At 63.7% G+C, this 25,217-nt stretch carries 28 protein-coding genes and 1 pseudogene; 10 read left to right on the top strand and 19 right to left on the bottom strand.

The window, feature by feature from the left end:
* Window positions 1–6: 6 nt before the first annotated feature.
* From LB520_RS03300 to LB520_RS03290, 3 genes and pseudogenes are all read left to right on the top strand, one after another.
* Window positions 7–201, top strand: a pseudogene (locus tag LB520_RS03300) (type II toxin-antitoxin system HicA family toxin); the annotation flags it as partial.
* Window positions 202–210: 9 nt separating this feature from the next.
* The gene (locus LB520_RS03295; RefSeq protein ID WP_224636535.1) at window positions 211–417 is read left to right on the top strand and encodes a type II toxin-antitoxin system HicB family antitoxin; all 207 of its coding nucleotides are present in this window, start codon (window positions 211–213) and stop codon (window positions 415–417) included.
* 61 nt (window positions 418–478) lie between these two features.
* Entirely contained in the window at window positions 479–850 is a 372-nt protein-coding gene (locus tag LB520_RS03290; protein WP_224636417.1) for a VOC family protein, read from the top strand.
* Between the two features lie 357 nt (window positions 851–1,207).
* Here the strand turns inward: LB520_RS03290 and LB520_RS03285 are convergent, their stop codons facing one another.
* From LB520_RS03285 to LB520_RS03270, 4 genes are all read right to left on the bottom strand, one after another.
* Window positions 1,208–1,690: a DUF2314 domain-containing protein gene (locus LB520_RS03285; RefSeq protein WP_095765235.1), complete on the bottom strand. Its 483-nt coding sequence runs from the start codon at window positions 1,688–1,690 to the stop codon at window positions 1,208–1,210.
* 330 nt (window positions 1,691–2,020) lie between these two features.
* Window positions 2,021–3,160, bottom strand: coding sequence for a GH25 family lysozyme (locus tag LB520_RS03280; RefSeq protein ID WP_224636415.1), 1,140 nt, complete (start codon window positions 3,158–3,160; stop codon window positions 2,021–2,023).
* 150 nt (window positions 3,161–3,310) lie between these two features.
* Window positions 3,311–4,096, bottom strand: a complete 786-nt coding sequence (locus LB520_RS03275; RefSeq protein ID WP_224636413.1) for a phosphodiester glycosidase family protein — start codon at window positions 4,094–4,096, stop codon at window positions 3,311–3,313.
* A 48-nt stretch (window positions 4,097–4,144) separates the two neighbouring features.
* Window positions 4,145–5,017 carry an undecaprenyl-diphosphate phosphatase gene (locus tag LB520_RS03270; RefSeq protein ID WP_224636411.1) on the bottom strand — a complete coding sequence of 291 codons (873 nt, stop codon included), beginning with the start codon at window positions 5,015–5,017 and terminating at the stop codon, window positions 4,145–4,147.
* A gap of 205 nt (window positions 5,018–5,222) precedes the next feature.
* Between LB520_RS03270 and LB520_RS03265 the strand changes: the two genes are divergently transcribed.
* On the top strand, window positions 5,223–6,152 hold the full coding sequence (locus tag LB520_RS03265; protein WP_224636410.1) for a hypothetical protein: 930 nt from the start codon (window positions 5,223–5,225) through the stop codon (window positions 6,150–6,152).
* A gap of 20 nt (window positions 6,153–6,172) precedes the next feature.
* Here LB520_RS03265 and LB520_RS03260 read toward each other — a convergent pair whose 3' ends face one another.
* The 4 genes from LB520_RS03260 to LB520_RS03245 all read right to left on the bottom strand — a co-directional run bounded on the left by LB520_RS03260 (window position 6,173) and on the right by LB520_RS03245 (window position 8,513).
* The gene (locus LB520_RS03260) at window positions 6,173–6,385 is read right to left on the bottom strand and encodes a hypothetical protein (RefSeq protein ID WP_095765230.1); all 213 of its coding nucleotides are present in this window, start codon (window positions 6,383–6,385) and stop codon (window positions 6,173–6,175) included.
* Window positions 6,386–6,660: 275 nt separating this feature from the next.
* Window positions 6,661–7,056 (bottom strand): GFA family protein, encoded by a 396-nt coding sequence (locus tag LB520_RS03255; RefSeq protein WP_095765229.1) that lies wholly within the window; start codon window positions 7,054–7,056, stop codon window positions 6,661–6,663.
* Between the two features lie 137 nt (window positions 7,057–7,193).
* Window positions 7,194–8,141: an alpha/beta fold hydrolase gene (locus LB520_RS03250; protein WP_224636409.1), complete on the bottom strand. Its 948-nt coding sequence runs from the start codon at window positions 8,139–8,141 to the stop codon at window positions 7,194–7,196.
* 123 nt (window positions 8,142–8,264) lie between these two features.
* Entirely contained in the window at window positions 8,265–8,513 is a 249-nt protein-coding gene (locus LB520_RS03245; protein WP_042644583.1) for a ParB N-terminal domain-containing protein, read from the bottom strand.
* Between the two features lie 146 nt (window positions 8,514–8,659).
* Between LB520_RS03245 and LB520_RS03240 the strand changes: the two genes are divergently transcribed.
* Genes LB520_RS03240 through LB520_RS03225 form a run of 4 tightly spaced genes read left to right on the top strand, consistent with a single transcriptional unit; the run spans window position 8,660 to window position 13,223 of the window.
* Window positions 8,660–10,300, top strand: coding sequence for a N,N-dimethylformamidase beta subunit family domain-containing protein (locus LB520_RS03240; protein ID WP_224636408.1), 1,641 nt, complete (start codon window positions 8,660–8,662; stop codon window positions 10,298–10,300).
* Between the two features lies 1 nt (window position 10,301).
* Entirely contained in the window at window positions 10,302–11,684 is a 1,383-nt protein-coding gene (locus tag LB520_RS03235; protein WP_224636407.1) for an aspartate aminotransferase family protein, read from the top strand.
* A 13-nt stretch (window positions 11,685–11,697) separates the two neighbouring features.
* Window positions 11,698–12,192 carry a GNAT family N-acetyltransferase gene (locus LB520_RS03230; protein ID WP_224636406.1) on the top strand — a complete coding sequence of 165 codons (495 nt, stop codon included), beginning with the start codon at window positions 11,698–11,700 and terminating at the stop codon, window positions 12,190–12,192.
* Window positions 12,193–12,194: 2 nt separating this feature from the next.
* A complete protein-coding gene (locus LB520_RS03225) occupies window positions 12,195–13,223 on the top strand; it encodes a histone deacetylase family protein (RefSeq protein ID WP_224636405.1) in 1,029 nt (342 codons plus the stop codon).
* A gap of 6 nt (window positions 13,224–13,229) precedes the next feature.
* On the opposite strand, the gene LB520_RS03220 is transcribed toward LB520_RS03225, so the two are convergent.
* The 3 genes from LB520_RS03220 to LB520_RS03210 form a co-directional block, all read right to left on the bottom strand.
* Window positions 13,230–14,498, bottom strand: a complete 1,269-nt coding sequence (locus LB520_RS03220; protein WP_224636404.1) for a cysteine desulfurase-like protein — start codon at window positions 14,496–14,498, stop codon at window positions 13,230–13,232.
* A 37-nt stretch (window positions 14,499–14,535) separates the two neighbouring features.
* Entirely contained in the window at window positions 14,536–15,603 is a 1,068-nt protein-coding gene (locus LB520_RS03215) for an aldo/keto reductase (protein WP_140677490.1), read from the bottom strand.
* 379 nt (window positions 15,604–15,982) lie between these two features.
* Complete coding sequence (locus LB520_RS03210) at window positions 15,983–16,519, bottom strand: hypothetical protein (protein WP_411969852.1); 537 nt, start codon at window positions 16,517–16,519, stop codon at window positions 15,983–15,985.
* 317 nt (window positions 16,520–16,836) lie between these two features.
* Between LB520_RS03210 and LB520_RS03205 the strand changes: the two genes are divergently transcribed.
* Window positions 16,837–17,001, top strand: coding sequence for a DUF1127 domain-containing protein (locus LB520_RS03205; RefSeq protein WP_095765222.1), 165 nt, complete (start codon window positions 16,837–16,839; stop codon window positions 16,999–17,001).
* Between the two features lie 55 nt (window positions 17,002–17,056).
* On the opposite strand, the gene LB520_RS03200 is transcribed toward LB520_RS03205, so the two are convergent.
* Window positions 17,057–17,563: a DUF1993 family protein gene (locus LB520_RS03200; protein ID WP_140677488.1), complete on the bottom strand. Its 507-nt coding sequence runs from the start codon at window positions 17,561–17,563 to the stop codon at window positions 17,057–17,059.
* A 140-nt stretch (window positions 17,564–17,703) separates the two neighbouring features.
* Here LB520_RS03200 and LB520_RS03195 point away from each other — a divergent pair, with 140 nt between their 5' ends.
* Window positions 17,704–18,753 (top strand): DUF1176 domain-containing protein, encoded by a 1,050-nt coding sequence (locus LB520_RS03195; protein WP_224636403.1) that lies wholly within the window; start codon window positions 17,704–17,706, stop codon window positions 18,751–18,753.
* A gap of 15 nt (window positions 18,754–18,768) precedes the next feature.
* Here LB520_RS03195 and LB520_RS03190 read toward each other — a convergent pair whose 3' ends face one another.
* From LB520_RS03190 to LB520_RS03160, 7 genes are all read right to left on the bottom strand, one after another.
* Complete coding sequence (locus tag LB520_RS03190) at window positions 18,769–19,656, bottom strand: alpha/beta hydrolase (protein ID WP_224636402.1); 888 nt, start codon at window positions 19,654–19,656, stop codon at window positions 18,769–18,771.
* A 33-nt stretch (window positions 19,657–19,689) separates the two neighbouring features.
* Window positions 19,690–21,306: an NTP transferase domain-containing protein gene (locus LB520_RS03185; protein WP_224636401.1), complete on the bottom strand. Its 1,617-nt coding sequence runs from the start codon at window positions 21,304–21,306 to the stop codon at window positions 19,690–19,692.
* Window positions 21,303–22,007 (bottom strand): XdhC family protein, encoded by a 705-nt coding sequence (locus tag LB520_RS03180; protein WP_224636400.1) that lies wholly within the window; start codon window positions 22,005–22,007, stop codon window positions 21,303–21,305. Before LB520_RS03180 ends, LB520_RS03185 begins: the two co-directional genes overlap by 4 nt.
* Window positions 22,008–22,013: 6 nt before the next feature.
* Window positions 22,014–22,352 (bottom strand): XdhC family protein, encoded by a 339-nt coding sequence (locus tag LB520_RS03175; protein ID WP_095765217.1) that lies wholly within the window; start codon window positions 22,350–22,352, stop codon window positions 22,014–22,016.
* 86 nt (window positions 22,353–22,438) lie between these two features.
* Window positions 22,439–23,686: a vWA domain-containing protein gene (locus LB520_RS03170; protein WP_224636399.1), complete on the bottom strand. Its 1,248-nt coding sequence runs from the start codon at window positions 23,684–23,686 to the stop codon at window positions 22,439–22,441.
* A gap of 5 nt (window positions 23,687–23,691) precedes the next feature.
* Window positions 23,692–24,615 carry an AAA family ATPase gene (locus tag LB520_RS03165; RefSeq protein WP_140840139.1) on the bottom strand — a complete coding sequence of 308 codons (924 nt, stop codon included), beginning with the start codon at window positions 24,613–24,615 and terminating at the stop codon, window positions 23,692–23,694.
* Between the two features lie 28 nt (window positions 24,616–24,643).
* Complete coding sequence (locus LB520_RS03160; RefSeq protein ID WP_095765215.1) at window positions 24,644–25,138, bottom strand: flavin reductase; 495 nt, start codon at window positions 25,136–25,138, stop codon at window positions 24,644–24,646.
* Window positions 25,139–25,217 lie beyond the last annotated feature (79 nt).

Below are 25,217 nucleotides of genomic sequence, written 5' to 3'. Positions count from 1 at the left end.
GCTTAGATGCCGCCTCGGCTTACAGTCCGCGAAGTTATTCGCATGCTGGAGGCCGACGGCTGGTATTTGGTTGCAACCAAAGGCAGCCATCGCCAATATAAGCATAAGACCAAAGCCGGCCGCGTCACCGTGGCCGGCAAGCCGTCTGAAGAGGTTGCACCAGGAACGTTGAACAGCATCCTCAAGCAGTCCGGCCTGAGGAGTGATGGTATGCGCTACGCCGTGGTGATCGAAAAAGCCGGAAATAACTTTTCTGCATATGTGCCCGACCTGCCAGGCTGCATCGCTACCGGAGCGACGGTAGCTGAGGTGGAAACCGAAATCCGTGATGCGATCCGCTTCCACATCGAAGGTTTGCGTGCTGACGGGCAGGATGTGCCGAAAGGCGTCAGCCTGGCGGAGTATGTAGAGGCATAGCTGCCGCCAGCTACGCCTACCGTGCCTAAGGCCTCGCTGCCAAACATATCCATCGACGACAATGATCGACCACATCACCATCGAAGTGAGCGACCTCGACAAGAGCAAGCTCTTCTACGAAAAGGCTTTCGCGCCGTTAGGCTATCGCCTCTCCTTCGGCAAGGAAGGCGTGTTCTGGGCCTTCGATGTCGGCAATGGTTGCCTGTTCGAGATCCAGCGCACGGGCGAGAAGCCGCCGCTCACCCATCTGCATGTCGCCTTCCGGGTGAAGAGCAAGGCGGAGGTCGATGCGTTTTATCGGGCGGCGCTCGATGCAGGCGCGGCGGGCAATGGGGCGCCCGGACCGCGTCCGGATTATGCGGAACATTACTACGCCTGTTTCGTGTTCGATCCCGACGGCTATAATATCGAGGCGATGATCAACGGGGGGTAGGTGGCGATGCCCCTTCTGCTTCGTCATTCCAGGGCGGAGCAAGGAGCGAAGCGACGCGCGCAGACCCTGGAATCCATTCCGTGACTTTGAAGCGTTGCAGCGATGCAGAATTCTGCTCCGTTTTGCACGCTTCACCGTGGTCGGGCCGAGGCATGAGCGCCCTCTCCTTCTCCCCTTGTGGGAGAAGGTGGATCGGCGCGACAGCGCCGAGACGGATGAGGGGTGTTCCAGCGGAGTGAGAGGCTGGCGATCTTGCTGCGGCGCCCCCAACCGGCAAGGCTTCCATCAAGCTGGAACACCCCTCATCCGGCCGCTTCGCGGCCACCTTCTCCCCCAGGGGGAGAAGGAGAAGAGCGCTCAATCCTTGAACGCGATCCCGTATTTCGCCGCCTGTTCCTTCGGCATATCCGCCAGCGCCTGGCGCACCGTGTAGCCGCCATAGACGTCGCCGCCGTTGCGGATCATCCAGTCCTCGACGTCGGCCTCGGCCACCGTCATGCGATCGCCCATCTTGTACTGGTTGCCATTGACCGGCTTGTCGGCCAGCAGGCCGACGAAGCGGCCGTCGCTGAAAGCCACAAGCTGCATCCAGATATGCTCGGTGGCGCCGTTCTGGGTCAGCGGAAATTTCACGGTGTAGGTGCCAGGCGTGCGTGCGGCTATCAGTTCATGGAAGCGCGGCAGCGTCGAATGGCCCTTGGCCTTGGCGCCCTGCATCGCCGCGTCGGTGGTGGAGTAGGCGACCACATTGTCCTTGGGCTCGCTGCCCCGCATGTGCGAGTTGAAAAATCCGTAGCCGACGGCGGCTACCAAAGCGGCAGTAACAATCAGTTTGCGCATCGAAACCTCTCCGAAATGCGATCACGGACACGTTACCGGAAGCCCGTTGCCGCACCTCTAAGAGACAGGGTGAGCGCATGGTTAGCGAAATGCCGAAATTGCCATCGACCTCACCGGCCGACGCCCGCGCGTGAGGCGCCGGTGCTTCCCCTCCTCCCCTTATGGGAGAATGCGGGTCGGCGCGCAGCGCCGAGACGGATGAGGGGTTCCAGCGGAGTGAGATGCTGGCGATCATCAGTCGTTTGCGAAGGTCTGCATCAAGCTGGAGCACCCTCATCCGGCCGCTTCGCGGCCACCTTCTCCCGCAAGGGGAGAAGGGAAAACTCCGGCTCAATCCGCGTCGGCCACCATCTGCCCGCCGCCCAGCCAGGCGCGCCATTGGCGCTCGTCGCCGTGGAAGACGTTGAGGTCGATGCGGCCGCTGACGCCATGCGACAGGCCGGAGCCGGAATACTGCCAGAACAGCCACCTGCGGCCCGGATAAACCTTTGACGGGTGCGCGGCCACAGCGCGCAGCCAGAACGGGTAGTCCTGGAAGGCACCGCGCAGGTTGTCGCGATAGAAGTCGGGGCTGGTGTAGATGATGGGTCGCTGGCCGTAGTGGCGCTCCAGCCTGTCCATGAACACCTGCATCTTCTCCAGTACTTTTTCACGCGAAGGCCGCCGCTTGCAGGAAGACTCGCCGTTCCACTCGACGTCGATGACCGGCGGCAGCGCGCCGTCGACCTTCGGCACGTTGCGGATGAACCAGTCGGCCTGCTCGCCCGCGGTGCGGCACCAGTAGAAGAAATGATAGGCGCCCCGCTTCAGCCCGGCGGCATCGGCGTTGCGCCAGTTCTTCATGAACATCGGGTCGAGATGGTCGCCGCCGTCAGTCGCCTTGATATAGGCGAAATTGGCGCCCTGGGCGCGCAGCTTCCCCCAATTGATGTTGCCCTGCCAGCGCGAGACGTCGACGCCGTGAACGGCAAGGTGGCGCGGTGAGGAGCGGCCGAAATTGATCGGCTTGGCGTCGCGGAACGCATAGCGGGTGACCGGACCGGCGAGCATCGCGGGCGCGGCGCGCGACAGCCGCTTCGGCGGCGAGACGAGTGCTGCCTCCTGCACCGGCGGCTCGACGCTGTCCGGCAGATCGGCCGCCGGGAAGTTCACCGTCTCCTCCTCGGCAAGGCCGAAGGGGCGCGAATTCTCGTCGCCGAGGCGCGAGTTCTCGTCGCCGGGGCTCGCGTTACCTTCGCCAAGCAACGGCGCCGGCGGCTTGATGCGCGCGGCGTCCGACATCGATGCGGTCTCGACGGTTCTTTCGGCGACGGCTGTCCTCGCGCCCTTCGACACCGGCGCGCTTGGCCGCACGACCGAGCTCGTCGTCTCATTGGACGGCATCTGCAAGGCATCGACGCCGGACGTAGACGAGCAGCCGCCGAGGCAAAGCGATGCGAGCATGAAACTGACGACGCCGAAAATCCGCATCTTGACCTGTACGCTAAACAAAACAGACCGAAGGCAGGGACAGCGCCGCCGGAAACCCCATTCCTAATGAGAAATTACCAACAAAGTTTGAATCAAAATTTACCTTTGGCGCTACCGAATGATTCGGAGTGGCGCCGAAGCGGTTCTCGGCTAGCGCCTGAACACGCCGATCATCGGCCCCAGATTCCAGAAATCGTCGTTGCGGCCGATCCCGGGCGCATAGAGGCTCGAGATCGAGCCATCGAGGAAGAGCGCGTTCGGGCAGCCGAGCCGGTCGCGGAACAGCCGCGCGAATTGATGGAAGGTCACGACATCGTTCGAGATCGCGAAGACCGCAACCCCGTCGGCGCGCACGCCGACGCCATCGCGGATCTTGCGCGACGTGCCGTCGTAACGGAATTTCGGATGCAGCTTGCCATCGATGACCAGCATCGGCCCGGACTGCGTGGCATAGTCGACGCGCGGCGGGCGCTTCAGATAATCCTTGGTCGCGCGAACCCCGGCCTTGCCGGCGCTGATATAGAAGATGCCGTTGGGCTGCATGGAGAAATTGCCGGTGCCCGATCCGGTCCTGGCTGGCGTGACCTGCTTGCCGCGCTCGACATAGAGGCCGACCGGCGCGAGGTTGGGATGATACATGCCGGCATTGATGCCGAAGAGCATGGTGCGCCCCGTCGCCTGCTGCGCGCTTCGCAGATTGTGCAGCGATCGGTAGAGATCGCCGTCCTTGTTCTTCCAGAACAGCTCGATGGAAAAATGCTTCGGGTCGGCTTCGCAGACCAGATAGGTCGCGCTCTCAAAAACCTGGTTGCGGCAGGGCGGCAGCGCCGCCAGCCATTGGCCGAGGCCCATGCCGGCGCCAATTGCCGCCGGCGCCGCCGATTTCACCAGCGTCGCAAGCAATGGCACGGATTGCAGCAGAGTCCCAAGATCCATCAGCACACCCGGGCGTCGGCGTCGATATAGCGGAGTGGGCCGAGACCTCTAGATAAGCCAGCCGGTCGCGACGCCGATCAGCAGCACCACGCCGAGCAGGCCGCGATAGATGACGAACGGCCAGGCGGAGAAGCGCTCGAGCACGCGCATCAGCCCCCAGATCGCGAAGAAAGCCGAGATCGAGGCAACGACAAGGCCGACGGCCAGGATCGACCAGCCATGCGCATCGAGATGCACCTTGTGCAGTTCATAGAGCTCCTTGAGGCCGGCCAGCGCGATGGCCGGCAGGCCGAGCAGGAAGGACAGGCGCGCCGCCTCCGGCCGGGCGAAGCCCAGCCCCATCGCCGCCGTCAGGGTCGAGCCCGAGCGGGAGACTCCGGGAATAAGCGCGCCGACCTGGGCGACGCCTACCAGCAGCGCGTCGAGGATCGATGCCTGGCGCAGCACGAGCTTGTGGCTGGCGAATATCTCGGCGAGCGCCAAAAGGATCGCCATGGCGATACAGGCCCAGCCGATGACGGCCAGCCCCCGCAGCGGCGAGTTGCAGGCGTTGAGCACGCCGGAAAGCGCGAGGCCTACAATGACGATCGGGACGGTGGCAAGCACGATGCTGATCGCCAGGCGGAAATAGCGGTCGCCGAAATCGCGTCGCGAGATCGCCGCAACCGAACCGAACAGCACGTCCCTGACATCGCTCCAGAAATAGCTGACCACCGCCGCCAGCGCCGCCAGTTGCATGGCGGCGGAGAAGGCCGAGCCGGGGTCCTGCCAGCCGAGCACGGCCGGCACGATGCGCATATGCGCGGTCGAGGAGATCGGCAGCAATTCGGTGATGCCTTGCACGATGCCGAGAAATGCCACCTTGGCATAACCCAGGCCGACAAAGCCGGTATCCAGTCCTTGCGTGCAGACGTCGGTCATCCCGGTCCTTTCCCCGTGCCCCTATCGTTCTTGGGGGCAAAAAGTGAATCGTCATTCGAAAAGCCTGGAGGACAGGCTTAGCCTCACGATAGCGTGATTCCAACTCACGGATTTGTAAGGTGCCGCTAATCCTGCTTGACAACTGGCACCGCCATATTATTCTCCGCTAATCTTACACTGTAAGGCAAATCGGAGGAGCATCACAATGTCGACCGCCGCCCTGTCGGAATTGGAGCCGGTCACGCCGCCGGAAACGCATGCTGCCGAAATTGCGATCGAGGAGGTGTCGCGCGATACCAGCCGCGCCATCGAGCGCGCCGAGGTCGCTGCCTGGCTCGACCTCTACGAGGCGGCGCCGGCGGATTTCGCGGCCCGGCAAGGGCTGACGATTGACAAGGACGGCGATCTTGTCTGGACCACCTGCACGACGATCCCGTTCATCCATTTCAACTGCGTGAAGAATATCGGCGTCGATGGTCCGGCGACGGAAGAACAGGTCGACACGTTGCTCGCGCATTACCGCGATGCCGGCATCAGGCGGCCGTGGTTCTATACCAATCCACACACTGAGCCGTCGCGGCTGAGATGCTGGCTGGAAGCGCGCGGGATGCAGCAGCAAGGCGGCTGGGAGCGCATCTATCGCGACGCGACGCCGCTGGCGGACGAACCGCTTTTCCCGAGCGACCCGCTGATCCCGGTTGACGATCTGGTGATCGAGGAGGTCACGCCCAGGACAGCTTCGGAATGGGCATCTTTCATCGATGCCAAATACAGGCTCCCCACCTCGCCCTGGCTGATGGCGCTTGTCGATCGCAAGGGCTGGCATCATTACATGCTGAAACGCAGGGGCGCGGTCGCCGCCGTGCGCTCGCTCTTCATCTCAGACGGGGCCGCCTGGACCGGCATCGACGCGCCGGTACCGGGCATCATGGCGCCAAGCTTCGATCTTGACGCCATGCTTGGCGAAAGGCTGGTCCGCGACGGCATAGCCGCCGGTGCGAAATTGTTTGTCGCCGATATCGAGGCGCCGCGCCCCGACCGCGACGGGCCGGCCTATCGCAACTACGACCGGCTCGGCTTCAAGCTCGCCTATTTGCGTAGCCATTACAGTTACTTGCCCGCGAATTCGAGCTGACCAATTTCCCTGGAGTTGCCTCAGCGGTACAACCACTGCTTCAGGCAGCTTCTTGCCACCACATGCGCCGGCGGCACCGAAGCCTGATCGATGCGGGAATCATCGCTTGCCCTGTCGCGAGCCTTTTCCAGAAGCAGGCGAAGCTCGGCCGGGCGCACGCGGTCGCGCGCCATCACGAGTTGGACCATCGGGTCGTTCAAAAGCTCGTCCAGGGTGTTGATGCTCTCGCTCATCCGTCGCCTCCTCGATGCCTTCCCGCATAGCGCGTAGATAGGCAGCCAAAGATGGCCCGCCAATGACGCTTTGCCGGCTATGTCATGAATCGAAGATGAAATTTTTGTGCAGGCCTTCTTCCTTCTCCCCTTGTGGGAGAAGGTGGATCGGCGCGCAAGCGCCGAGACGGATGAGGGGTATTCCAGCGGAGTGAGACGCTGGTATTCTCTGGAACACCCCTCATCCGACCGAGCTTCGCTCGGCCACCTTCTCCCACAAGGGGAGAAGGAAGAAGCTACGCCGGCGGCGCGCCTTCATATTGAGGCAGGCCATCGTCAAGCATCACCCAGGGCTGCTTCGACGCGGTCCAGAAATGCATGTCGGGCTTGAACAGCGACGGGTCGTCGAGCGAGCCGGAGGTGATGCCGAGAATGCCCCTGGAATCGCGGCGTGAGAACAAAGTCGTGCCGCAAACCGGACAGAAGCCGCGCTTGAGGTCTGGCGTGGAATTGATCGTCGCCACCGGTCCTTCGATGGTCACATCGTCGATGCGAAACAGAAGTCGCGCATTGAAGGCGGCGCCGATCGCTCTCTGGCAGATGCGGCAATGGCAGATGCGTTCGTTGATCGGCTCGGCCTCGGCCCTGTAGCGCACCGCGCCGCAAAGGCATCCGCCCTCATACTTGGTCATCACCAGACACCTGCCTCGAGGAAATGCCGGGCACCGTAGTGGCCGGCATGGCAGGGTCAATCAAAAAACATTGATGGGATACGATCGCTTGAGCTGATGCCGCTGGCCGGCTGCGTTAGGCGGCCAGCGGCCAGGATTCATTCGCTGACGATCTCGTCCCAGGTCTTCACCTTGGTGACACCGTCGAGGAACGGCAGCGTGCTGGCGACCAGTTCCGGCGCGAAGAACACGTCGTAATGCGTGCGGTTGGGGATGATCGCCAGCCGGTTCTGCGACAGGTGCTCGCGCATCCAGCCGGCGTCCTTCAATCCGCCGCCGAGCATCTGGAAGAACTTGATCTCATGCTCGGGCTTGTACATGTCGCTGTCGCCGTAGACGAGCATGACGGGCATCTTCAGCTTCGGCACGTCGGCCGAGAAATCATAGTCCTTGCGCATGAAGGCGCCGAGCGCATCGAGCAGTTTTGGGAAATCCTCGGGCTTCGGCGCCACGGCGACATAGGATTTGTACATCGGCGTGTCCTTCATGAACTCGGCGGCCGCCGCGCTCACCTGCGCCTGCTGCGGACGCATCTCGTCATAGAAGCCGTTGGCGGCGTAGCCGGTCGACACCATGACCAGCCGACGCACCGCTTCGGGATGCTGGACGGCCATGCGGAAGGCGACGCCGCCGCCAAGCGAATAGCCCATGACGTCGACCTTGTCGTAGCCGAGCGCCTTGACGATGGCCGCCATGTCGTCGCCCATCGCCTCAAGGCCTAGAGGCCGTTCGCCGAGCGCGGTGCGGCCATGTCCCTGCAGGTCGACGGCGATCACCGTGCGATGTTCGGCAAATTTCGGCAGGATCGGCGCGAACATGTCGCTCGAACCCAGGCCGCCATGCAAAAGAAGCAGCGGCTCGCCCTTGCCGTAGACGGCGTAGTAGTAGTTCACGCCGTCGATCGGCAGCAGGCCGGATTTTTCCGGCTTCAAGAGAGCTTTGGTTTCACTGGTCATGACAGGCTTGGTATCCTCGGATTGTGCGCTCGGCGAGGCTATGAGGGTCATTGCCGAAGCAAGGATGGCGAAAAACAGGGTCTTGGGCATTTCAGTCTCCTCTCCGCTTGCGTTGCCTCAAGGACGCGGTGGCAGAACCCAAGCCGACATGGCCCGCTAAATAATTCGAGGGAGAGTGGAAGCGCCTCGGCAGGCGACTCCAAAGAAGAAGGATCAGTGGCGCTTGGCCTGCACGAGATAAGCGTCGATCATGGTCTCGCCGAGCCACTTCGCGGCTTCGAGCCTATGCAGCCCCTCGACCAGGATGTGGCGCTTGCCGTCGTGTCGCACCTGTATCGGGGTCTTCATGCCGTTTTCGAGAATATCCTCGGCAAGATGGCGCACCGTCTCGGGATGCAGCGTCTTGCGCCGCGCCGTCGGCACGTAGATGTCGTCGACCTTGACCTTTTGCACACGCAGCATGTCGGCTCCTCGGCGAGAATGTCGCCTCAGCATGAATAGTTGGTTTGCCGGCGGCGGCCAAGCGCGAGCGCGCTGGCCCGATGCTTTCCATTTGACGCTTGGGCGGCCAATGGTCTCAATGACGGCCTCGTGACCTCAGGTGTTCCTTGACGCAACTGCCCAGTGAATTCCCCGATTTCGGGCTGACGCCCGAGCAGCGCCGCGAGGCGGTGCGCGGCCACTATTACGAATGGCCGGGAATGGATGGCCCGAGCGGCGAGATCTGGTGCTACAGTGACCGGTTTTCCTATCGCCCCGGCGAGACGGTAACGCTCTTCGTCAGCGCGTCGGCGCCGCAATTCAGCCTCGCCATCATTCGCGACGGCGACAGCGAAACAATAGTCTTCGAGGGAGCGGGGCTGTCGGCGCGCTGGCAAGATACGCCCGACCAATGCTCTGTCGACGGCTGCGGCTGGGAGGCCTCGTTCGAATTCCGCGTCGGCGACGACTGGCCGTCCGGCGCCTATCGCGTGACGCTCTCGGCCGAAGGCCGCGACGGCACGCCGATCCACAGCCATCATCTCTTCATCGTCACCCCCCTGCCCGGCCGCAAGCCCGGCCGCTTGCTGCAGGTCGCCGCGACCGGCACCTGGCTCGCCTACAACACATGGGGCGGCTCGAACCACTATCAGGGCATCACCGGCCCGAACCGCGACCAGTACGCGACGACGGTGTCAACGCAGCGCCCCTGGTGCCGCGGCTTCGTGGTGCTGCCCAAGGATGCGCCGCGCGTGCCGCTGGAAGTGGCGGTGCCGCCGAAGACAGTGCCGCGTTACCCGCACATGGAATGGGCTTTCGCCACTGGACATTCGAAGAAATATGCCTCTTCGGGCTGGGCGAGCTATGACAGCCATTTCTTCCGCTTCGCCGAGCGCGCCGGCTATCAGGTCGATCTCGCCAGCCAGCACGAGCTCCATTTCTCGCCCGAAATCCTCGACGGCTATGACTGCGTCGTCTTCGTCGGCCACGACGAATACTGGACCTGGGAGATGCGCGATGCCGTCGACACCTATGTTGAGCGCGGCGGACATGCGGCGCGCTTCGCCGGCAATTTCATGTGGCAGACGAGGCTGGAGGACCAAGGCCGCCGCCAGGTCTGCTACAAATACAAGGCACGCGCGGAAGACCCGGCCTATCGCGGCGGCGACGTCACCCGCGCCACCAATTCCTGGGAAGCGCCGGAGATCGGCCGTCCCGGCAGCGCCACCTTCGGCCTCAACGCGACCCGAGGCGTCTATGCCGGCTGGGGCGGCTGCGCGCCGCGCGGCGTGCCTGGCTTTCCGGTCTACCGTCCCGAGCACTGGGCATTCGCCGGCACCGGCATCTATTACGGCGACCTGCTCGGCGCCGACAGCCATGTCTATGGCTATGAAGTCGACGGCCTCGATTTCGAGATCCGTGGCGGCCTGCCCTACCCGACCGCGACCAGCGGCGCGCCGGACGGCTTGCAGGTGCTGGCGGTCGGCATGGCGAGCCAGGTCGAGGAAAGCGCCGACATCCCGGTCGAGGACCAGTTCCTCGCCGACGAGGACGGCCGCTTCACCGCCGAGACGTTGTTCGGCGAGGCGAGCGACGCCAATCTCGACAAGGTCAAGCGCGGCAACGGCATGATCGTCAATTTCCCGCGCGGCAAAGGCGAGGTCTTCCATGCCGGAAGCTGCGAATGGGTCGCCGGCCTGCTAAGGCAGGACGCGATGGTCGAACGCGTGACCAAAAATGTTCTCGACCGCTATCTCGGAAAGTCCTGACATGTCGAAACTGGAAGTCCAGCCCGTAGCAGAGGCCGAAGCGCGGCCGCCGTCGCACCTGTTCTATTTGTCCAGCCTGCGCCGGCCGCTCGTCGACCGCGCCGAGGGCATCTATTTCTGGACGAAGGACGGCCGCCGCTACATCGATGGCTCGAGCGGGCCGATGGTCGCCAATATCGGCCACTCCAACCGCAACGTGCTCGACGCCATGAAGCGGCAGATGGACAAGACCACCTTCGCCTACCGGTTGCATTTCGAAAATGAGCCGGCCGAGGAGCTTGCGCGCGCCCTGGCCGGCAAGCTGCCCGAAGGTATGGACCGCATCTTCTTCGTTTCGGGCGGCTCGGAAGCGACCGAATCCTGCATCAAGCTTGCTCGGCAATGGGCGGTCGCTACCGGCCAGTCCAAGCGCTGGAAGGTGATCACCCGCTTCCCGTCCTATCACGGCGGCACGCTGGGCTCGCTTGCCGTCACCGGCGACGATGCGCTGGCCGAAACCTTCACGCCGATGATGAAGGTGATGCCGACAGTGCCTGCGCCCACAGCCTGGCGCGACCGCGACAATCTCTCGATGGAGCAGCGCGGCCTTCGCTATGCCGACATGCTGGAGGAGAAGATTCTCGCCGAAGGGCCGGAAAGCGTTTTGGCCTTCATCATGGAGCCGGTCGGCGGTGCCGCGACCGCAGCCCTTGTCGCGCCCGACAGCTACTATCCGCGCATCCGCGAAATCTGCGACCGCTACGGCATTCTTCTGATTCATGACGAGGTGATGAGCGGCGCCGGCAGGACAGGCAAGTTCCTCGGCGGCGACCACTGGAACTGCAGGCCCGACATCGTCGCCCTCTCGAAGGGGCTGGGCTCGGGTTACGCGCCACTCGGCGCCCTCGCCGCGCCGATGCGCCTGGTCGAGCCGCTGCTGGCCTCCGGCGGTTTCCAGCACGGCCACACCTATGCCGGCAATCCGCTTGCCTGCGCCGCCGGCCTCGCCGTGCTCGGCGAGATGGACCGGCTCGATCTCCTCGCCAACGCCGCCGCGATGGGCGAGGTGCTGATGGCAGAGTTGAAGGGCTTGCAAAAGCGCTTCCCCTTCATCGCCGACGTGCGCGGCAAGGGCCTGCTCTCCGGCGCCGAAATGGTCGCCGATCCCGAGACTTTGAGGCCCATCGATCCGGCCAGCAAGGCGACGCAGCGCCTGCTCGACCACGCCTATGCGCGCGGCCTGATCATCTATGGCCGCAAGGTCAAGGGCGGCGTCGACGGCGACAATTTCATGGTAGCGCCGCCGATGATCATCACCAGAGACCAGATCGGCGAGATGATTTCCATCATCGGAGATTCGCTGGAGGCGCTCGCCGCGGAGCTCGACCTGCCGGTGGAAGGCTGAAAAAGGTGTTTTGATGCCGGCACCAATCACCCTCCGCACGGGCACCATCGACGATGTCGAAACCATCCACGCCGCCCTGCTGCGCCTCGGCACCCATATCGGCGCCCATCAGGAAATCACCTCGACACCCGAGGACCTGCGCCGCTACGGCTTCGGCGAAAAGCCCGCTTTCTCAACCCTGATCGCCGAGATCGACGGTGAGTTCGCCGGGCTTTGCCTGCATTTCCCGATTTTCTCGACCTGGATGGGCCGCCCAGGTGTCTATATTCAGGACCTCTATGTCGAGGACCGCTTTCGCGGCCAGCGGATTGGCGAAAAGCTGCTGCGGCGCGTAGCCAAGGAGTGTCGCGCGGCGGGCGGGGTCTATCTGAGGCTTTCCGTCGATACCGACAATGAAACGGCCAAGGCGTTCTACGAAAGACTGGGCATCGGCTGGTCGAGTTACGAGCAGGTGCAGAAGATCGTCGGCGACGCCTTTTTCGCCTTTGCCGACACGCCGGAGGAATGACGATGAAAACCTTCTACGCCGAAGAGCAGAAACGCCATGATCCCAAGGCTTTCCTCTCAAGCGGCGCGCCGCAGCCCAACCCGGAAAAGCCAGAGCGGGTCGAAAGATTATTAGCCGGCGCAAGATCGGCCGGGTTGACGGTCGAACGTCCAGGGAATCATGGGCTTGGCCCGATTGCGGCGGTGCATACACCTGAATATCTCGACTTCCTCGAGCACATTTTTGCGCGCTGGCAGCGCATCGAAGGCGCCTCGGCGGAAGTCATCCCGAACATTCACCCGATCACCCGCAACGGCTCCTATCCGGCCTCGGCTGTCGGCCAGGCCGGCTACCACATGGCCGACACCGCCTGCCCGATCTCGGCCGAGACCTGGAACAGCGCGTTGTGGAGCGCCTGGAGCGCGGTGGAGGCCGCTGAAGCTGTGATGACCGGCGCGCCCTCGGCCTATGCGCTCTGCCGTCCGCCGGGCCATCACGCATTCGCCGATGTCGCCGGCGGTTTCTGCTTCATCAACAATTCGGCGGTCGCGGCGCAGGTGCTGCGCAGACAAGCCGCGCGCGTCGCCATCCTCGATGTCGACCTGCACCACGGCAACGGCACGCAAGGCATCTTCTACGCCCGTCCCGACGTGCTGACCGTCTCGCTTCATGCCGATCCGGTGCGCTTCTATCCGTTCTTCTGGGGACACGCCGACGAGCGCGGCGAAGGCCTCGGCCTCGGCTACAATTTCAACCTGCCGCTGCCGCGCAAATCCGGCGATGCGGCCTTTCTCGAAGCGCTGGCGACAGCCTTCCAGCGCATCCGCGCCTTCGCGCCGGAAGCGCTGATCGTGGCGCTCGGCCTCGACGCTTTCGAGGGCGATCCGTTCGGCGGCCTGTCGGTGACGACGCCGGGCTTCTCGCGCATCGGCGAAGCGATAGCCGGGCTGGGCCTGCCGACGGTCATCGTCCAGGAAGGCGGCTATCTCTGCGACGCGCTCGGCGACAACCTCACCGCTTTCCTGACCGGTTTCGGAGGCAAGCAGCGGTAGACGGGCTTAGGAACGCTGCTGCCGTAGCATCGCGATCACGCGATGCGCGCTTTCCAGCGTCTCCTCGATCTCGGCCGCCGTGTTGTAATGCGCAATGCCGATGCGCACGACACCTTGCTCGGCGGGTATGCCGAGCTGGTGGACGACCTCCCACGCATAATTGTTGCCTGACCACAGGAAGATGTTTTCGGCGTTCATCTGCCGCACGATCGTTTCCGGCTCGATGCCTTCGACGGTAAAGGAAATGGTCGGCACCCGCTCAGTAAAGCGTTGCCGATCGGTGATGCCATGGATGATCAGGCCTTCGATATCGGACAGGCCCTCGATCAGTTGCCGGGCAAGCGCATTCTCGTAAGCGATCGACACCTCGAACGCCTTGGCGATCCGCTGCCGCCGCGAGCCGTCCTGGCCGGCGGCAGCACCGAGATCGGCGAAATAGTCGATTGCCGCCGTCAGCCCGGCCATCAGCTCGATCTGCGGCGTGCCGAGCTCGAACCGCTCGGGCAGGACGTTTGAAGAACAGCGGCATTTGTAGGGTTCGAGGCCGTCGATGACGTCGCGTCGGCCCCACAATATGCCCATATGCGGCCCGAAGAATTTATAGGCCGAGCAGATCAGGAAATCGCAGCCAAGCGCCTGCACGTCGATCAACCCGTGCGGCGCGAATTGCACGGCATCGACATAGACCAGCGCACCGGCCTGCTTGGCGATCGCCGTCAGCGCCTTCACGCGGTTGATCGAGCCGGTGAGGTTCGAAGCGTAATTCAGCGCGACGAGCCGCGTCCTTTCCGAAAGCAGTGCCTTGAGTGCCGCCTCCTCCACCTGCCAGCTTTGCTCGTCGAACGGTAGGAAGCGTATGACGAGGCCGAGATCATCGGCAAGCTGCAGCCAGGGCGAGACATTGCCCTCGTGATCCATGCGGGTGACGATGATCTCGTCGCCCGGCTTCATCGTCCGGCCAAGCGTGCGCGACATGTGGTAGGTCAGCGTCGTCATATTGGCGCCGATGACGATCTCCTCGACGCTTGCGGCGTTCAGGAAATCGGCCATCGCCGCATGCGCCCCGTCGACCACTTTTTGGGCCGCAACCGTAGTCTCAAAGAACCCGCCTAAATTGGCATTGGTCGTCAGCAGGCAGCGCGACACCGCGTCCGCCACCGTCAGCGGCACCTGCGTGCCGGCCGGATTGTCGAGATAGATGCGGCGGCGCCGGTTATCGTCCAGCGAAAGCGCCGGAAATTTGCCGCGCACGGCCTCGATCGGAAAAACCGCCATCGTCTCCATCACCTCATCTTTTCTCAACGACGCCCGGTCATGGGCACGGATTGCCGACGCGCTGGTGGATGGCGTCGACCGCCTTTTGCATCTCTTCCGTCCAGGTGACGTCGACCGAGGACAGCGCGATCTCGAGCTGCGCGATGGTTGTCGCGCCGACGATATTCGCGGTCACGAAGGGCCGGCTCGCCACATAGGCGTTGGCGAAAAGCGCTGGCTCCAGGCCGAAGGAACGCGCCAGCTCGGTGTATTCAAGCAGCACTTCCGCCGCATTCGGCGTCTCGTAGCGCTGGCCGCGGTTGAAGAGCTGCGAGCGCGAACCCTGCGGTCGCGCACCATGATTGTATTTGCCGGTGAGATAGCCCTGGGCAAGCGGCGAATAGGGAAGAAATGCGATCTCCTCGCGCGCGCAGACCTCGGCAAGGTTCACCTCGAACGTGCGGTTGACGAGACTGTAGGCGTTCTGCAGCGAGGCGACGCGCGGACCCGTGCCCTTCTCGGCTTCGAACACGAAACGCATGACGCCCCAGGAGCTTTCGTTCGACAGGCCAAGATGGCGGATTTTTCCCGCCTTCACCAGTTCCTCGAAGACGGCCAGCGTTTCGGCAACCGGCGTCTCGTCTCCCGGAGCCCCTGCCGCATCCGCGCGCCGCGCCACCGCTCCGACGCGGGTCGGGTTCGAGCCCCACGGAATGTCCCGGTCCGGCCAGTGGATCTGGTAGAGGTCGATATAGTCGGTGCCGAGCTTGGCCAGCGATTTCTCGACCGCGTCGAAGATGTCGGCGCGCACCAGCTTCGACGGACGATCGCCGCGGAACCACGCGTTGGCCGTGCGGCCGACCACCTTCGAGGCGAGGATGACCTTGTCGCGGTTGCGATTGGCCTTCATCCAGCTGCCGATGGTCTTCTCGGTTCGCCCTTGCGTCTCCGCCTTGGGCGGGATCGGGTAAAGCTCGGCCGTGTCGATGAAATTCACGCCGCGCGAGAACGCCAGATCCATCTGCGCATGGCCTTCGGCCTCGCTGTTCTGCTGCCCCCAGGTCATCGAACCGAGGCAGATTTGCGAAACAAGAAGATCGGTCCGACCGAGGCGGCGTTTATGCATGAATTTCTCCGATGGGAGGTTTTGCGCGGACAGCGCGGAGGAGGAGGTTGAACATAGAGCAAAACGCTTGCGTTTTGCAAAGTCGCCCAGTTTCGAGATTGGCCGAAGCGTCAGTCAGTTCGTCATTCTAGGGCGGAGCAAGGAGCGAAGCGACGCGCGCAGACCCTAGAATCCATTCCGTTACCCTAAGGCGTTGCAACGATTACAGAATTCTGCACCGTTGCACTCTACGTTGAAGGTCACGGAATGGATCCTTGGGTCTGCGCTTCGCTTCGCGTCGCTACGCCCAAGGATGACGAATATTGGAGAGGCTCCAGCCAATTTCGATGGCTTGCGATGGGTCGCCGAAGCGAACAGTTGAAGTCTCTGATGGAGGGAACTACCGCCTGGCCCCAGCTAAAGCCCGCCGCTTGGCCTCGTCGATCAGCATATTGGCCACCTGCATGCGGATCATGGCGCGCTGGCGCAGATGCGGCGCGACCCGGTCCGGATGATTGGCGAAGGCGAAGTTACGGCGGATGCGACCGAGATCGGCGTTCTTGGCGGGACGGTCGAGGCCGAGCTCGCCGGCAATCGCTTCGGGATCGATCGGCGGCAGCTTCTCCTCCGGGTACTGCTCTTCGCCGGCCAGCGCCAGTTTCGCCTGGTCGAGAAGTGCTGCGAACTCGGCCGCGAGGTCGGCGCCTTGCTCGCGATATTCGGCGGCGACGCTCTCGCCTGCGACCTTGATGCGGCCGGAATGCAGTTCATCGGCCACGGACAGATAGTCGAATGGGATAGACGGTCGAGCCCCCTCGTCCTCGCCTTTCTCCGAGGCGACGATCAGGTCGTCGAGCAACGAAGCGAAATCGAGCTTGTTCCCGGTGCCGATCTCAACCTCCCTGTCGTGACGGCATGCATTGATGCCGCCAAACATAGGGCGCTCTCGTTAAGAATGAATTCTGGCGATGTTAACAATTGGCGGCTTTTCCGCCCGGCAAGACGACATCGGAAAATAAAAAGCCGGACTGCTCTTTCGTGCAGTCCGGCAAGGTCGCCGGGAGTGGCGAGGAAAAAGCCAGCCATGTGCCGGCACGAGTGCCTACGGTCGAGCCTGCCGAAAAGTTTCACGGAAAGTCGATCGTGGCGGAAAAATTTCGCGCGGCATGGCAGCCATGCAATTGCTGCACTGCACAATTTTAACAAATCACCATATATTGTGATGTGGGGAGGACCAACAGGGGCAACTGAGTCATGGGGTTCTTCACTGAAATGTTCGCTCGGCCGCGGCCGCAGGAACACCAGCGCTACCGCTCGGCGCTCGCGCTTCTAAACGCGATGAGCAACGCCGACCGCGCCGATATCGGCATCAAGCCGGCGGATTTTCCGCGCATCGCGCGCGAGATGTCGATCCGCTGAGCCGAACCAAAGAGGTTTCCCAGGACGCCTGGGAAACCTCCAAGCCACTCCAACGTCAGCGGTTTCCCAGAAAAGTCTGCTTGCTGAGCGGCACGCCATTGTGGCGCAGGATGTCGTAGGCCGTGGTGACGTGGAAGTAGAAATTCGGCATCGCCACATGCAGCAGGTACTGCAGGCCGGGCAGCGTAGCTTCGCGCCCGCCGAGCCTTATTTCGACCGTCCTATCCTCTGAACCTTCCAGATCCGCCGCCGCGAACGTCCCCAGATGATCGAGCGTCTTGGCGATTCGGGCCTGCAGCTCGGCAAAGCTCGCTTCGTTGTCCTCGTATTTCGGCACCTCGCGGCCGGCCAGCCGCGACGGCGCGCCCTTGGCATGGTCGGTGGCGATCTGGACCTGCCTGGCCAGCGCGAACATGTCGGGCGCCAGCCGCGCGGTGAGGAACACTTGCGGATCGATCTTGCGCTCGCCGGCATTCTGCTCCGCCGCCGTCAACACGCTCGCCAGCGCCTTCAGCCTGGCGGAAAACACGCCCACCGATATGTCGTACATGGAAATGGTCACGGGTATCTCCCACGCGGCCCTAGCGCCGCGGGCCGTGAACTAGCGCCTCCCGCCACGATTCTTCAAGCGGCCGTGCCCACGGCGTCACCGCGCCGCCGCAATCGCCGTGGTAGTATTTTCGTTACCGAGCGGAGGATTCGATGAAAAGAGCCACTTTCGCAGCGACCGTCTTTTTCTCACTGGCCGGCTTCACGCATTCCGCGTCCGCGGCGGATGCGCCCTATATCGATGACCGATCAAGCGCCGATGCGGTCGTCCGCTCGCTTTATAGCGCTATCAATCGCCACGAATTCGCCCGCGCCTGGGGTTATTTCGGCGATACGAAGCCGGCAAAGGACTTCAACGCCTTCGTCAAGGGTTATGACGGCACCGACAGCGTCGAAGTCAAGACCGGCGCTGTCTCGGAGGACGGTGCCGCCGGCAGCATCTATTACAGCGTCCCGGTCGCCATCCAGGCAACCGACAAGAAGGGCGAGGCCAAGGTTTTCGCCGGCTGCTACACGGTTCGCCAGGTCAATGCGCAGATCCAGGAGCCGCCCTTTCAGCCGATCTTCATCGACAAGGGTGCCTTGAAGCCGTCGACCGAGGATTTCGACAGCGCCGTGCCGGCAAGCTGCGGCGACGGCCCGCCGCCGCCGAAGAAGGACGAAGCGTTGGAGCAGGCCAAGAAGGCCTTCCTCGCGACCTATGGCGACCAGTGCGACAAGCAGGATCCGGACGGCAAGCCGATCGGCGAGCCCGAGGCTCATTCCATCCACTACAAGGACAAGGACGCCCAGCCCAGCGACCCGGAGCGCGAGACGCGGCTGTTCCGCTTCTTCTGCTCGATGGCCGCCTACAACGAGACGGCGGTCTACTACATCGGCGACGATGTCAACGGCGTCTCACAGTTGCAGTTCACCGAGCCGGACCTCGACATCCGCTACGAGAACAACAACAGCGAAGGCAAGGTCGAATCGATCCATATCATCGGGTTCAAGACCAGCGGCTGGGCGACCAATTCGGACTACGACGACAACACCAAAACCATCACCACATCGAACAAATGGCGTGGCGTGGGGGATGCCTCGTCATCGGGAACCTACCTTTTCCGCAACGGCGATTTCTCGCTCGTCCAGTACGACGTCGATGCATCCTATGACGGCGAGCAAAATCCGCAGACGGTCATCGACTACAACACGGCGCCTTGAGGCGCTGCAGCGCAATCACGGCGCTTTCGTCAGCATCCAGTTCAGCGTGCCGCGCCAGTCGACCATGCGGATCGGCGTGCCGTGCGTGCCGGTCTCGAAGCGTACGAAGCGGGTCGGATAAGCCTTCCTGGCCAGAATCGAGCGGAAGAAGGCTTCCTGCTTCTCCACCGGGAAGACCACGTCATGGCTGCCCTGTCCGAAAAACACCGGTACGCGGCGCTTGAAGGCGGGGCTGGTGAGAAAGCTGTCGTCCCACAGCGATCCGAGCAGCAGCAGCCCGGCGATGCGGCCGCCCGTATCCTTGCGCGCGGCGAGCTTCCAGCAGATGATCCCGCCCATCGAGCCGCAGGCGACGAAGATCTTCGCGCTCGGCGATGTCTCGGCATAGTGGTCGATGAGCGCCGCGACCTGCGCCGCGCCCTTGTCGCCGAAATCGGGGAAATCGGGCGAAAGATAGAGCCCGTTGTTGGCGGCCATCAGGTTCTTGATGCGATTGAAATTGCCGCCGAAGGTGAAGTCGTCCACGCCTTGCTTGCGGCTGCCGCCTTGCCCGTGCAGATAAAGCACGATGATGGACGCGCCTTCCGTCCTGCCGACCGCGACATGTCTGATATCGCCGGCATCGGTCTTCAGCATCAGGTCCTGCTGCACCTTGCGCACCCCGGGATCGGTGTATTGCGCATGCACGCGCTTTTCCGGCACCTCGTCGCGCTGATTTATGTCGCGCATCTCGCGATAGTCGAGGACGGTGTAGGCGCCGTTGTCGCTCGTCGACAGTGTCGCCGGATAAGCGAACAGATCGTCCTTGAACGATTTCAGCGAAAGCGTTTGCCCCTCGGCGACCGAGAGGGACAGCGCCGTCGCGGCGATCAGGGCGAAGAAACGTCGATAACGCAAAGCCATGCCGAGAGGCATGCGAAATTCGGCTCCGCTTTGTCAATCCTGCAGAACGCCGCCCGCCCCTTCCAGCGCCTCGCGCGTGTCGACATCGATCGAGGCCCCCTGCCCGATCTCGACATCGATGACGTCGAGACCCTCGGCCTCGACCAGATGACGCGCCCCGGTATCGCCCTCGAGCTGCGCGACGGCCGCGAAAAGCGAGCGCGGCAAAAGCACCGGATTGCCGCGCTTGCCTTGGTACGAAGCGCGCACCACGGAGCGGCCGCCGGCGCGGCGGAACGCGTCGATCAGGCTGTCGAGGTCTTTCGACGAAACGCCCGGCATGTCGCCAAGCACGATCAGGGCGCCGGCCGCGTCGGGCGCGACCTTCGCGATACCCGCCTTCAACGACGAAGCGAGGCCATCGGCGAAATCCGGATTGTCCACGAATGTCACGCCAAGACCGCCAAGCGCCGAACGCACGCGCTCGCGCTGATGGCCGGTGACGACGATGGTGGCGGCGGCCTTCGAGGCCAGCGCACGACCGGCAGTGCGGCGCACCAGCGGCTCGCCGTCGAACAGCGCCAGAAGCTTGTTCGGCCCGCCCATGCGACTCGAGCGGCCGGCGGCCAGAAGCACGATATCGACTTTCATCGCCGACCTTGCCGGCTGCGGCGCCGGCTCGCGCGGCTGCGGCCTGGTCGGAATTTCCATCAAAAGCCCGCCGACGCCCATTCCGGCAATATCGCCCGCCGTCACCTCGAGCCCGGCAACCAGCCGATCGAGCACCCAGTCGAAGCCATTTTCCTTCGGACTGCGCGCGCAGCCGGGCGCGCCGACGATGCGCTTGCCGTCGAGCGTTCCGAGCACCAGCAGATTGCCGGGGTCGACCGGCATGCCCGCGCGGACGACGGTACCCCCGGCACGCTCGATCGCGGCCGGCACGACATCGGCGAAATCGCTCATCGCCGAGGCGCCGAAGATCACCACCATGTCGTTGTCGCGCGCCAACTGGGTTGCGGCCGCGGCGACCGGCGCGACCTCATGCGGCGTGCGCCGCTCGGCCGTCAGTCGGCCGCCGAAACGCGCCAGCCGGGCCTCGGTAACGCGCAGTGTCTTGTCGAGCACGCTCGGCTTGACGCCGGGAAGCATCGTCTGGATGACGCCGACAGTTACGGGGCGATAGGCATTGACGGCAAATATTTCGCGGCCGGCGCAGATCCTCACCACGCTGTCCACCAGGCTTGCGGCGACGGCAAAGGGGATGATCTTGACCGTCGCCACCATCTGACCCTTCTCGACCGGCGCATGCTGCGCCAGCGTCGCGATGGTGACGGCCGGATCGACGGCATTAATGGCGTCGATCATTGCGGCGTCAACGGTAAAGACGCCTGAGGCTTCCGCATGCAAATTCACCCGCCCGGTCGCGGCCGGCTTGACCTCGATGTTGCAGTGCCGCATGGCGGCGGCGATCCTATCGGCAGCGGCATCCTCGTCGAGATCATCCTCGGCAAGCACCGCGGCGACGACTTCGCCGACGCCCGCCGCCTTGAGCGCCGCGATATCGTCTCGGCTCAATCGGTGCGCCTTGCGGAAGCGTTTTTCGCCGGCGGTGGTCGCATGCGCCAGCACCGCCCCTTCCGCCTCGTCGATCGGAACCGGTCCGAATTTCACGCCACAGCGCCTTTTGCTTCGAGACCGCGCGAGCGGAAGGCGTGGATCGTCTGCGCAAGGACGGCGACGGCGATCTCGGCCGGACTGGCAGCACCGATATCGAGGCCGATCGGCGCGTGGATGCGGGCGATCTGGTCGGCACCGGCGCCGAGCGCCAGCAGGCGTTCGACACGCTTGGCGTGGGTTTTGCGGCTGCCCAACGCCCCGACATAGAAGCATCGCGCGTCGAGCGCCGCCTTCAGCGCGAAATCGTCGATCTTCGGATCGTGGGTGACGGCGGCAAGGGCGGTATAGCTGTCGAGCGGCGCACGCTTCAGCACATCCTGCGGCCATTCGGCATGCAGCGCGACATCGGGGAAGCGTTCCGGGGTAGCGAAGGCTGTGCGCGGATCGATGATCTCGACCGGATAGCCGGCGATCCTGGCCATCGGCGCCAGCGCCTGGCTGATATGCACGGCGCCGATCACCACGAGGCGCGGACGCGGCAGATGCGCGTTGAGAAAGAACGTCCGCCCTTCCGCCTCCACCGACTGCGAATTGCCGGTGCGAAACGCATTGGCGATCGCCGCCCCGAGATCGCCTGCGACATGGTCACCCTCGTGCACGATGCGGTCGCGGCCGTCGCCCAGGTCGGTGACAAGCACCGCGGCGCGGCGGGCGCGGCGTTCTTCGTTCAGAGTCTTCAGGACGTAGGGATCCATCTGTGATCAGCCCAGCCGCTCGACATAGACCTTGATGCGGCCGCCGCAGGAAAGGCCCACCTGCCATGCGGTCTCGTCGGCGACGCCGAATTCCAGCATCCTGGCCTTGCCCGAGCCGATGACGTCCATCGCCTCGGTCACCACGGCGCCCTCGACGCAGCCGCCGGAGACCGAGCCATGGAAATTGCCCTCGGCGTCAATGACCAAATGGCTGCCGACCGGGCGAGGCGCCGAACCCCAGGTCTCGACCACGGTCGCGATGGCGACATCCTTGCCGTCCTTCATCCAGTCTTCCGCGATGATCAGGGGATCGCGGGCCTCGTCGAGATAAATGCTCTCATCCATCGTCGCTTCTCGCAAAGTCTGTTTTTCAAGGAAAACCTTGGTCGTCCCTACGGTAAACGTTGGTTTCCCGCCAAGGAAACATATGGCTACGCGGCCTGCCTCCCGCCAGCTTGCCAGCGGCGCGGGTCGACCGAAGCCGCCGGCCGCTGGTCGAGCGAGGCGCAAAGATCGGCCAGCGCGTCGAGATTGTGCACTGCCCGGAACTCATCGACATAGGGCAGCATCGCTTTCACGCCACGGGCGCGGGCCTCAAAACCGTCGAAGCGCAGCAGCGGATTGAGCCAGATCAGCCGCCGGCAGGATTTATGCAGCCGCTCCATCTCCTGCGAAAGGCCGGCGACGTCGTCGCGCTCCAGCCCGTCGGTGATGAGAAGCACCACGGCGCCCTGCCCCAGCACGCGCCGCGACCACAGCCGGTTGAACTCGGCAAGCGTGTCGCCGATGCGGGTGCCGCCCGACCAGTCCTTCACCGCCGCCGAGCATTCGGCCAACGCCTCGTCGGGATCGCGATGGCGCATCTGGCGGGTCAGGTTGGTCAGCCGCGTGCCGAAGACGAAGGCGTGCACGCGCCGGCGCTTCTCCGTCAGCGCATGCAGGAAATGCAGGAAGATGCGCGTATACTGGCTCATCGAGCCGGAAATATCGGCCAGCACGACCAGCGGCGGATGCGCTTCGCGCGGAGACCGGAATTTCGGCAGGATAAGCTCGCCGCCGGTGCGCGCGGCCGAGCGCATCATGGCGCGCGGATCGATGCGGCCCCCTTGCGCGTCCGCCCTGAAGCGCCGTGTGCGGACAAGATCGAAGGGCAGGCGCAAGGCCGCGATCGCCTTTTTGGCTTCGGCCATCTCCGCCGCATCCATCTGGGCAAAATCCTTGCCGCGCAGCACCTCGTTGCCGGAAAAGGTGAGGCGCGCATCGACCTCGATCTCCGGCACTTCCCGGACCGGTTGATTCTTCCCATGGCCTTCGAACATCGCCTGGCTGACGCGGTTCTCGGCCGCCCGCGGCTTCTGCTTCTCAGCATTGTCCGCAGCGACCGGCGAAAACATCGCCAGTAGCTTCTCGATCAGCTCGCGCGATTTCCAGAACAGGCGGAAGGCCTCGTCGAAGACAGGATGGTCCTCGCGCCGCGAGACGAGCACTGCATGCAGCGTCCAGTAGAAATCGTCGCGCGAGCCGATGCCGGCGGCAAGCACCGCCTCGATGGCGTCCTTCACCGACGCCGGGCCGACGCGCATGCCTGCCTTGCGCAACGCACGCGCGAAATAGACGATGTTGTCGGCGATGCGCCCATCGGCGAGCGCCTCTTTGGGTTCCGGACGCGGCACAGGCATCGCGCCTACTCCGCCGCCGACAGCTCGGCCTTCACCTCATTGAGGATGCGCCGGCCCTCGCCCTCGCCGATACGGGCGATGTCGTCCTGATATTTCAAAAGCACGCCGATCGTGTCCGACACGGTCTCCGGATCGAGCGCCACCTTGTCGAGCTCGGTCAGCGCGCCGGCCCAATCGATGGTCTCGGCAACGCCTGGCGCCTTGAACAGTTCGACCTGGCGCAGCTTCTGGATGAAGGACACGACCTCCGCCGACAGCCGGCGGTTCGCCTGCGGCACCTTGCGCCGCACGATCTCCAGCTCGCGCTCGGCGTTCGGATAGTCGACCCAGTGATAGAGACAGCGACGCTTCAGCGCGTCGTGAATCTCGCGTGTCCGGTTGGTGGTGATGATGACGATCGGCGGCTCTTCCGCCTTGATCGTGCCAAGTTCCGGAACTGTTACCTGGAAATCGGAAAGAATCTCGAGCAGGAACGCCTCGAAAGCTTCGTCGGTGCGATCGAGCTCGTCGATCAGGAACACCGGCGCGGCACCCGCCTTGCCGGTCAGCGCGTCGAGCACCGGGCGGCGGATCAGGTATTTCTCGGAAAAGACGTTGCGCTCCATGTCGGAGCGGACGACCTTGCCCGCCGCTTCCTCCATGCGGATCTCGATCATCTGCGCGGCATAGTTCCACTCATAGACGGCCGAGGAGACGTCGAGCCCTTCATAGCATTGCAGCCGGATCAGCCGGCGGCCGAGCGCGCCGGCCAGCACTTTGGCGATCTCGGTCTTGCCGACGCCCGCCTCGCCTTCGAGGAACAAGGGCCGCTTCATGCGCAGTGAAAGAAACAGCACCGTCGCCAGCGAACGGTCCGCGACATAATCCGCGCCTGTCAAAAGATCGAGCGTTTCGTCGATCGTTTTCGGCGCGGGGCGCGGCGCGGTCATCTTGTCTCCGTGGATCCCGCTTGCACGTTCAAAGAAAATGATAGCCGCGGTTGTGGTAGATCAGCGGCCGCAAATTATCGCCGATGCGCAGGCCTGTCACCTTGCCAAAAAGCACACGGTGGGTGGCAAGGTCCTTGCTATCGATGATCTCGCAGTCGAACACGGCCAGCGCGCCTTTCAGCGTCGGGGCGCCAGTCGAGATCACATCCCATTCGGCAAGCGCGAAGCGCTCCTCCACCGGCAGGCCGGTGATGCCGGAAAAGGCGACCGATACGGCTTCCTGGTCCGATGCGAGGGTGTTGAGCGCGAACTTGCCGTTCTTGATGAAAGCTTCGTTCTTGGCGTTCTCGCGGTTGAGGCAGACCAGCACCGTCGGCGGCGTGTCCGAGACCGAACAGGCGGCGATCACCGTCGCGCCCCTTTTGCCGCCGGGCCCGTCGGTCGTCACCACATGCACATGGCCGGCAAAATGCGCCATCGCATCGCGATAATGCTGTGGCCCGATATCATTGATCTTCAGCACCCGATGTCCACCTGTCGAAACCAGTTCGTTATATATGGCGGCATATTGCACGCCACAAGTTGCATAGCATGGGCGAAGT

The sequence above is a fragment of the Mesorhizobium sp. CA12 genome (assembly GCF_020165255.1).
Classification (GTDB): domain Bacteria; phylum Pseudomonadota; class Alphaproteobacteria; order Rhizobiales; family Rhizobiaceae; genus Mesorhizobium.
This window is presented reverse-complemented; position numbering and strand designations above follow the sequence as displayed.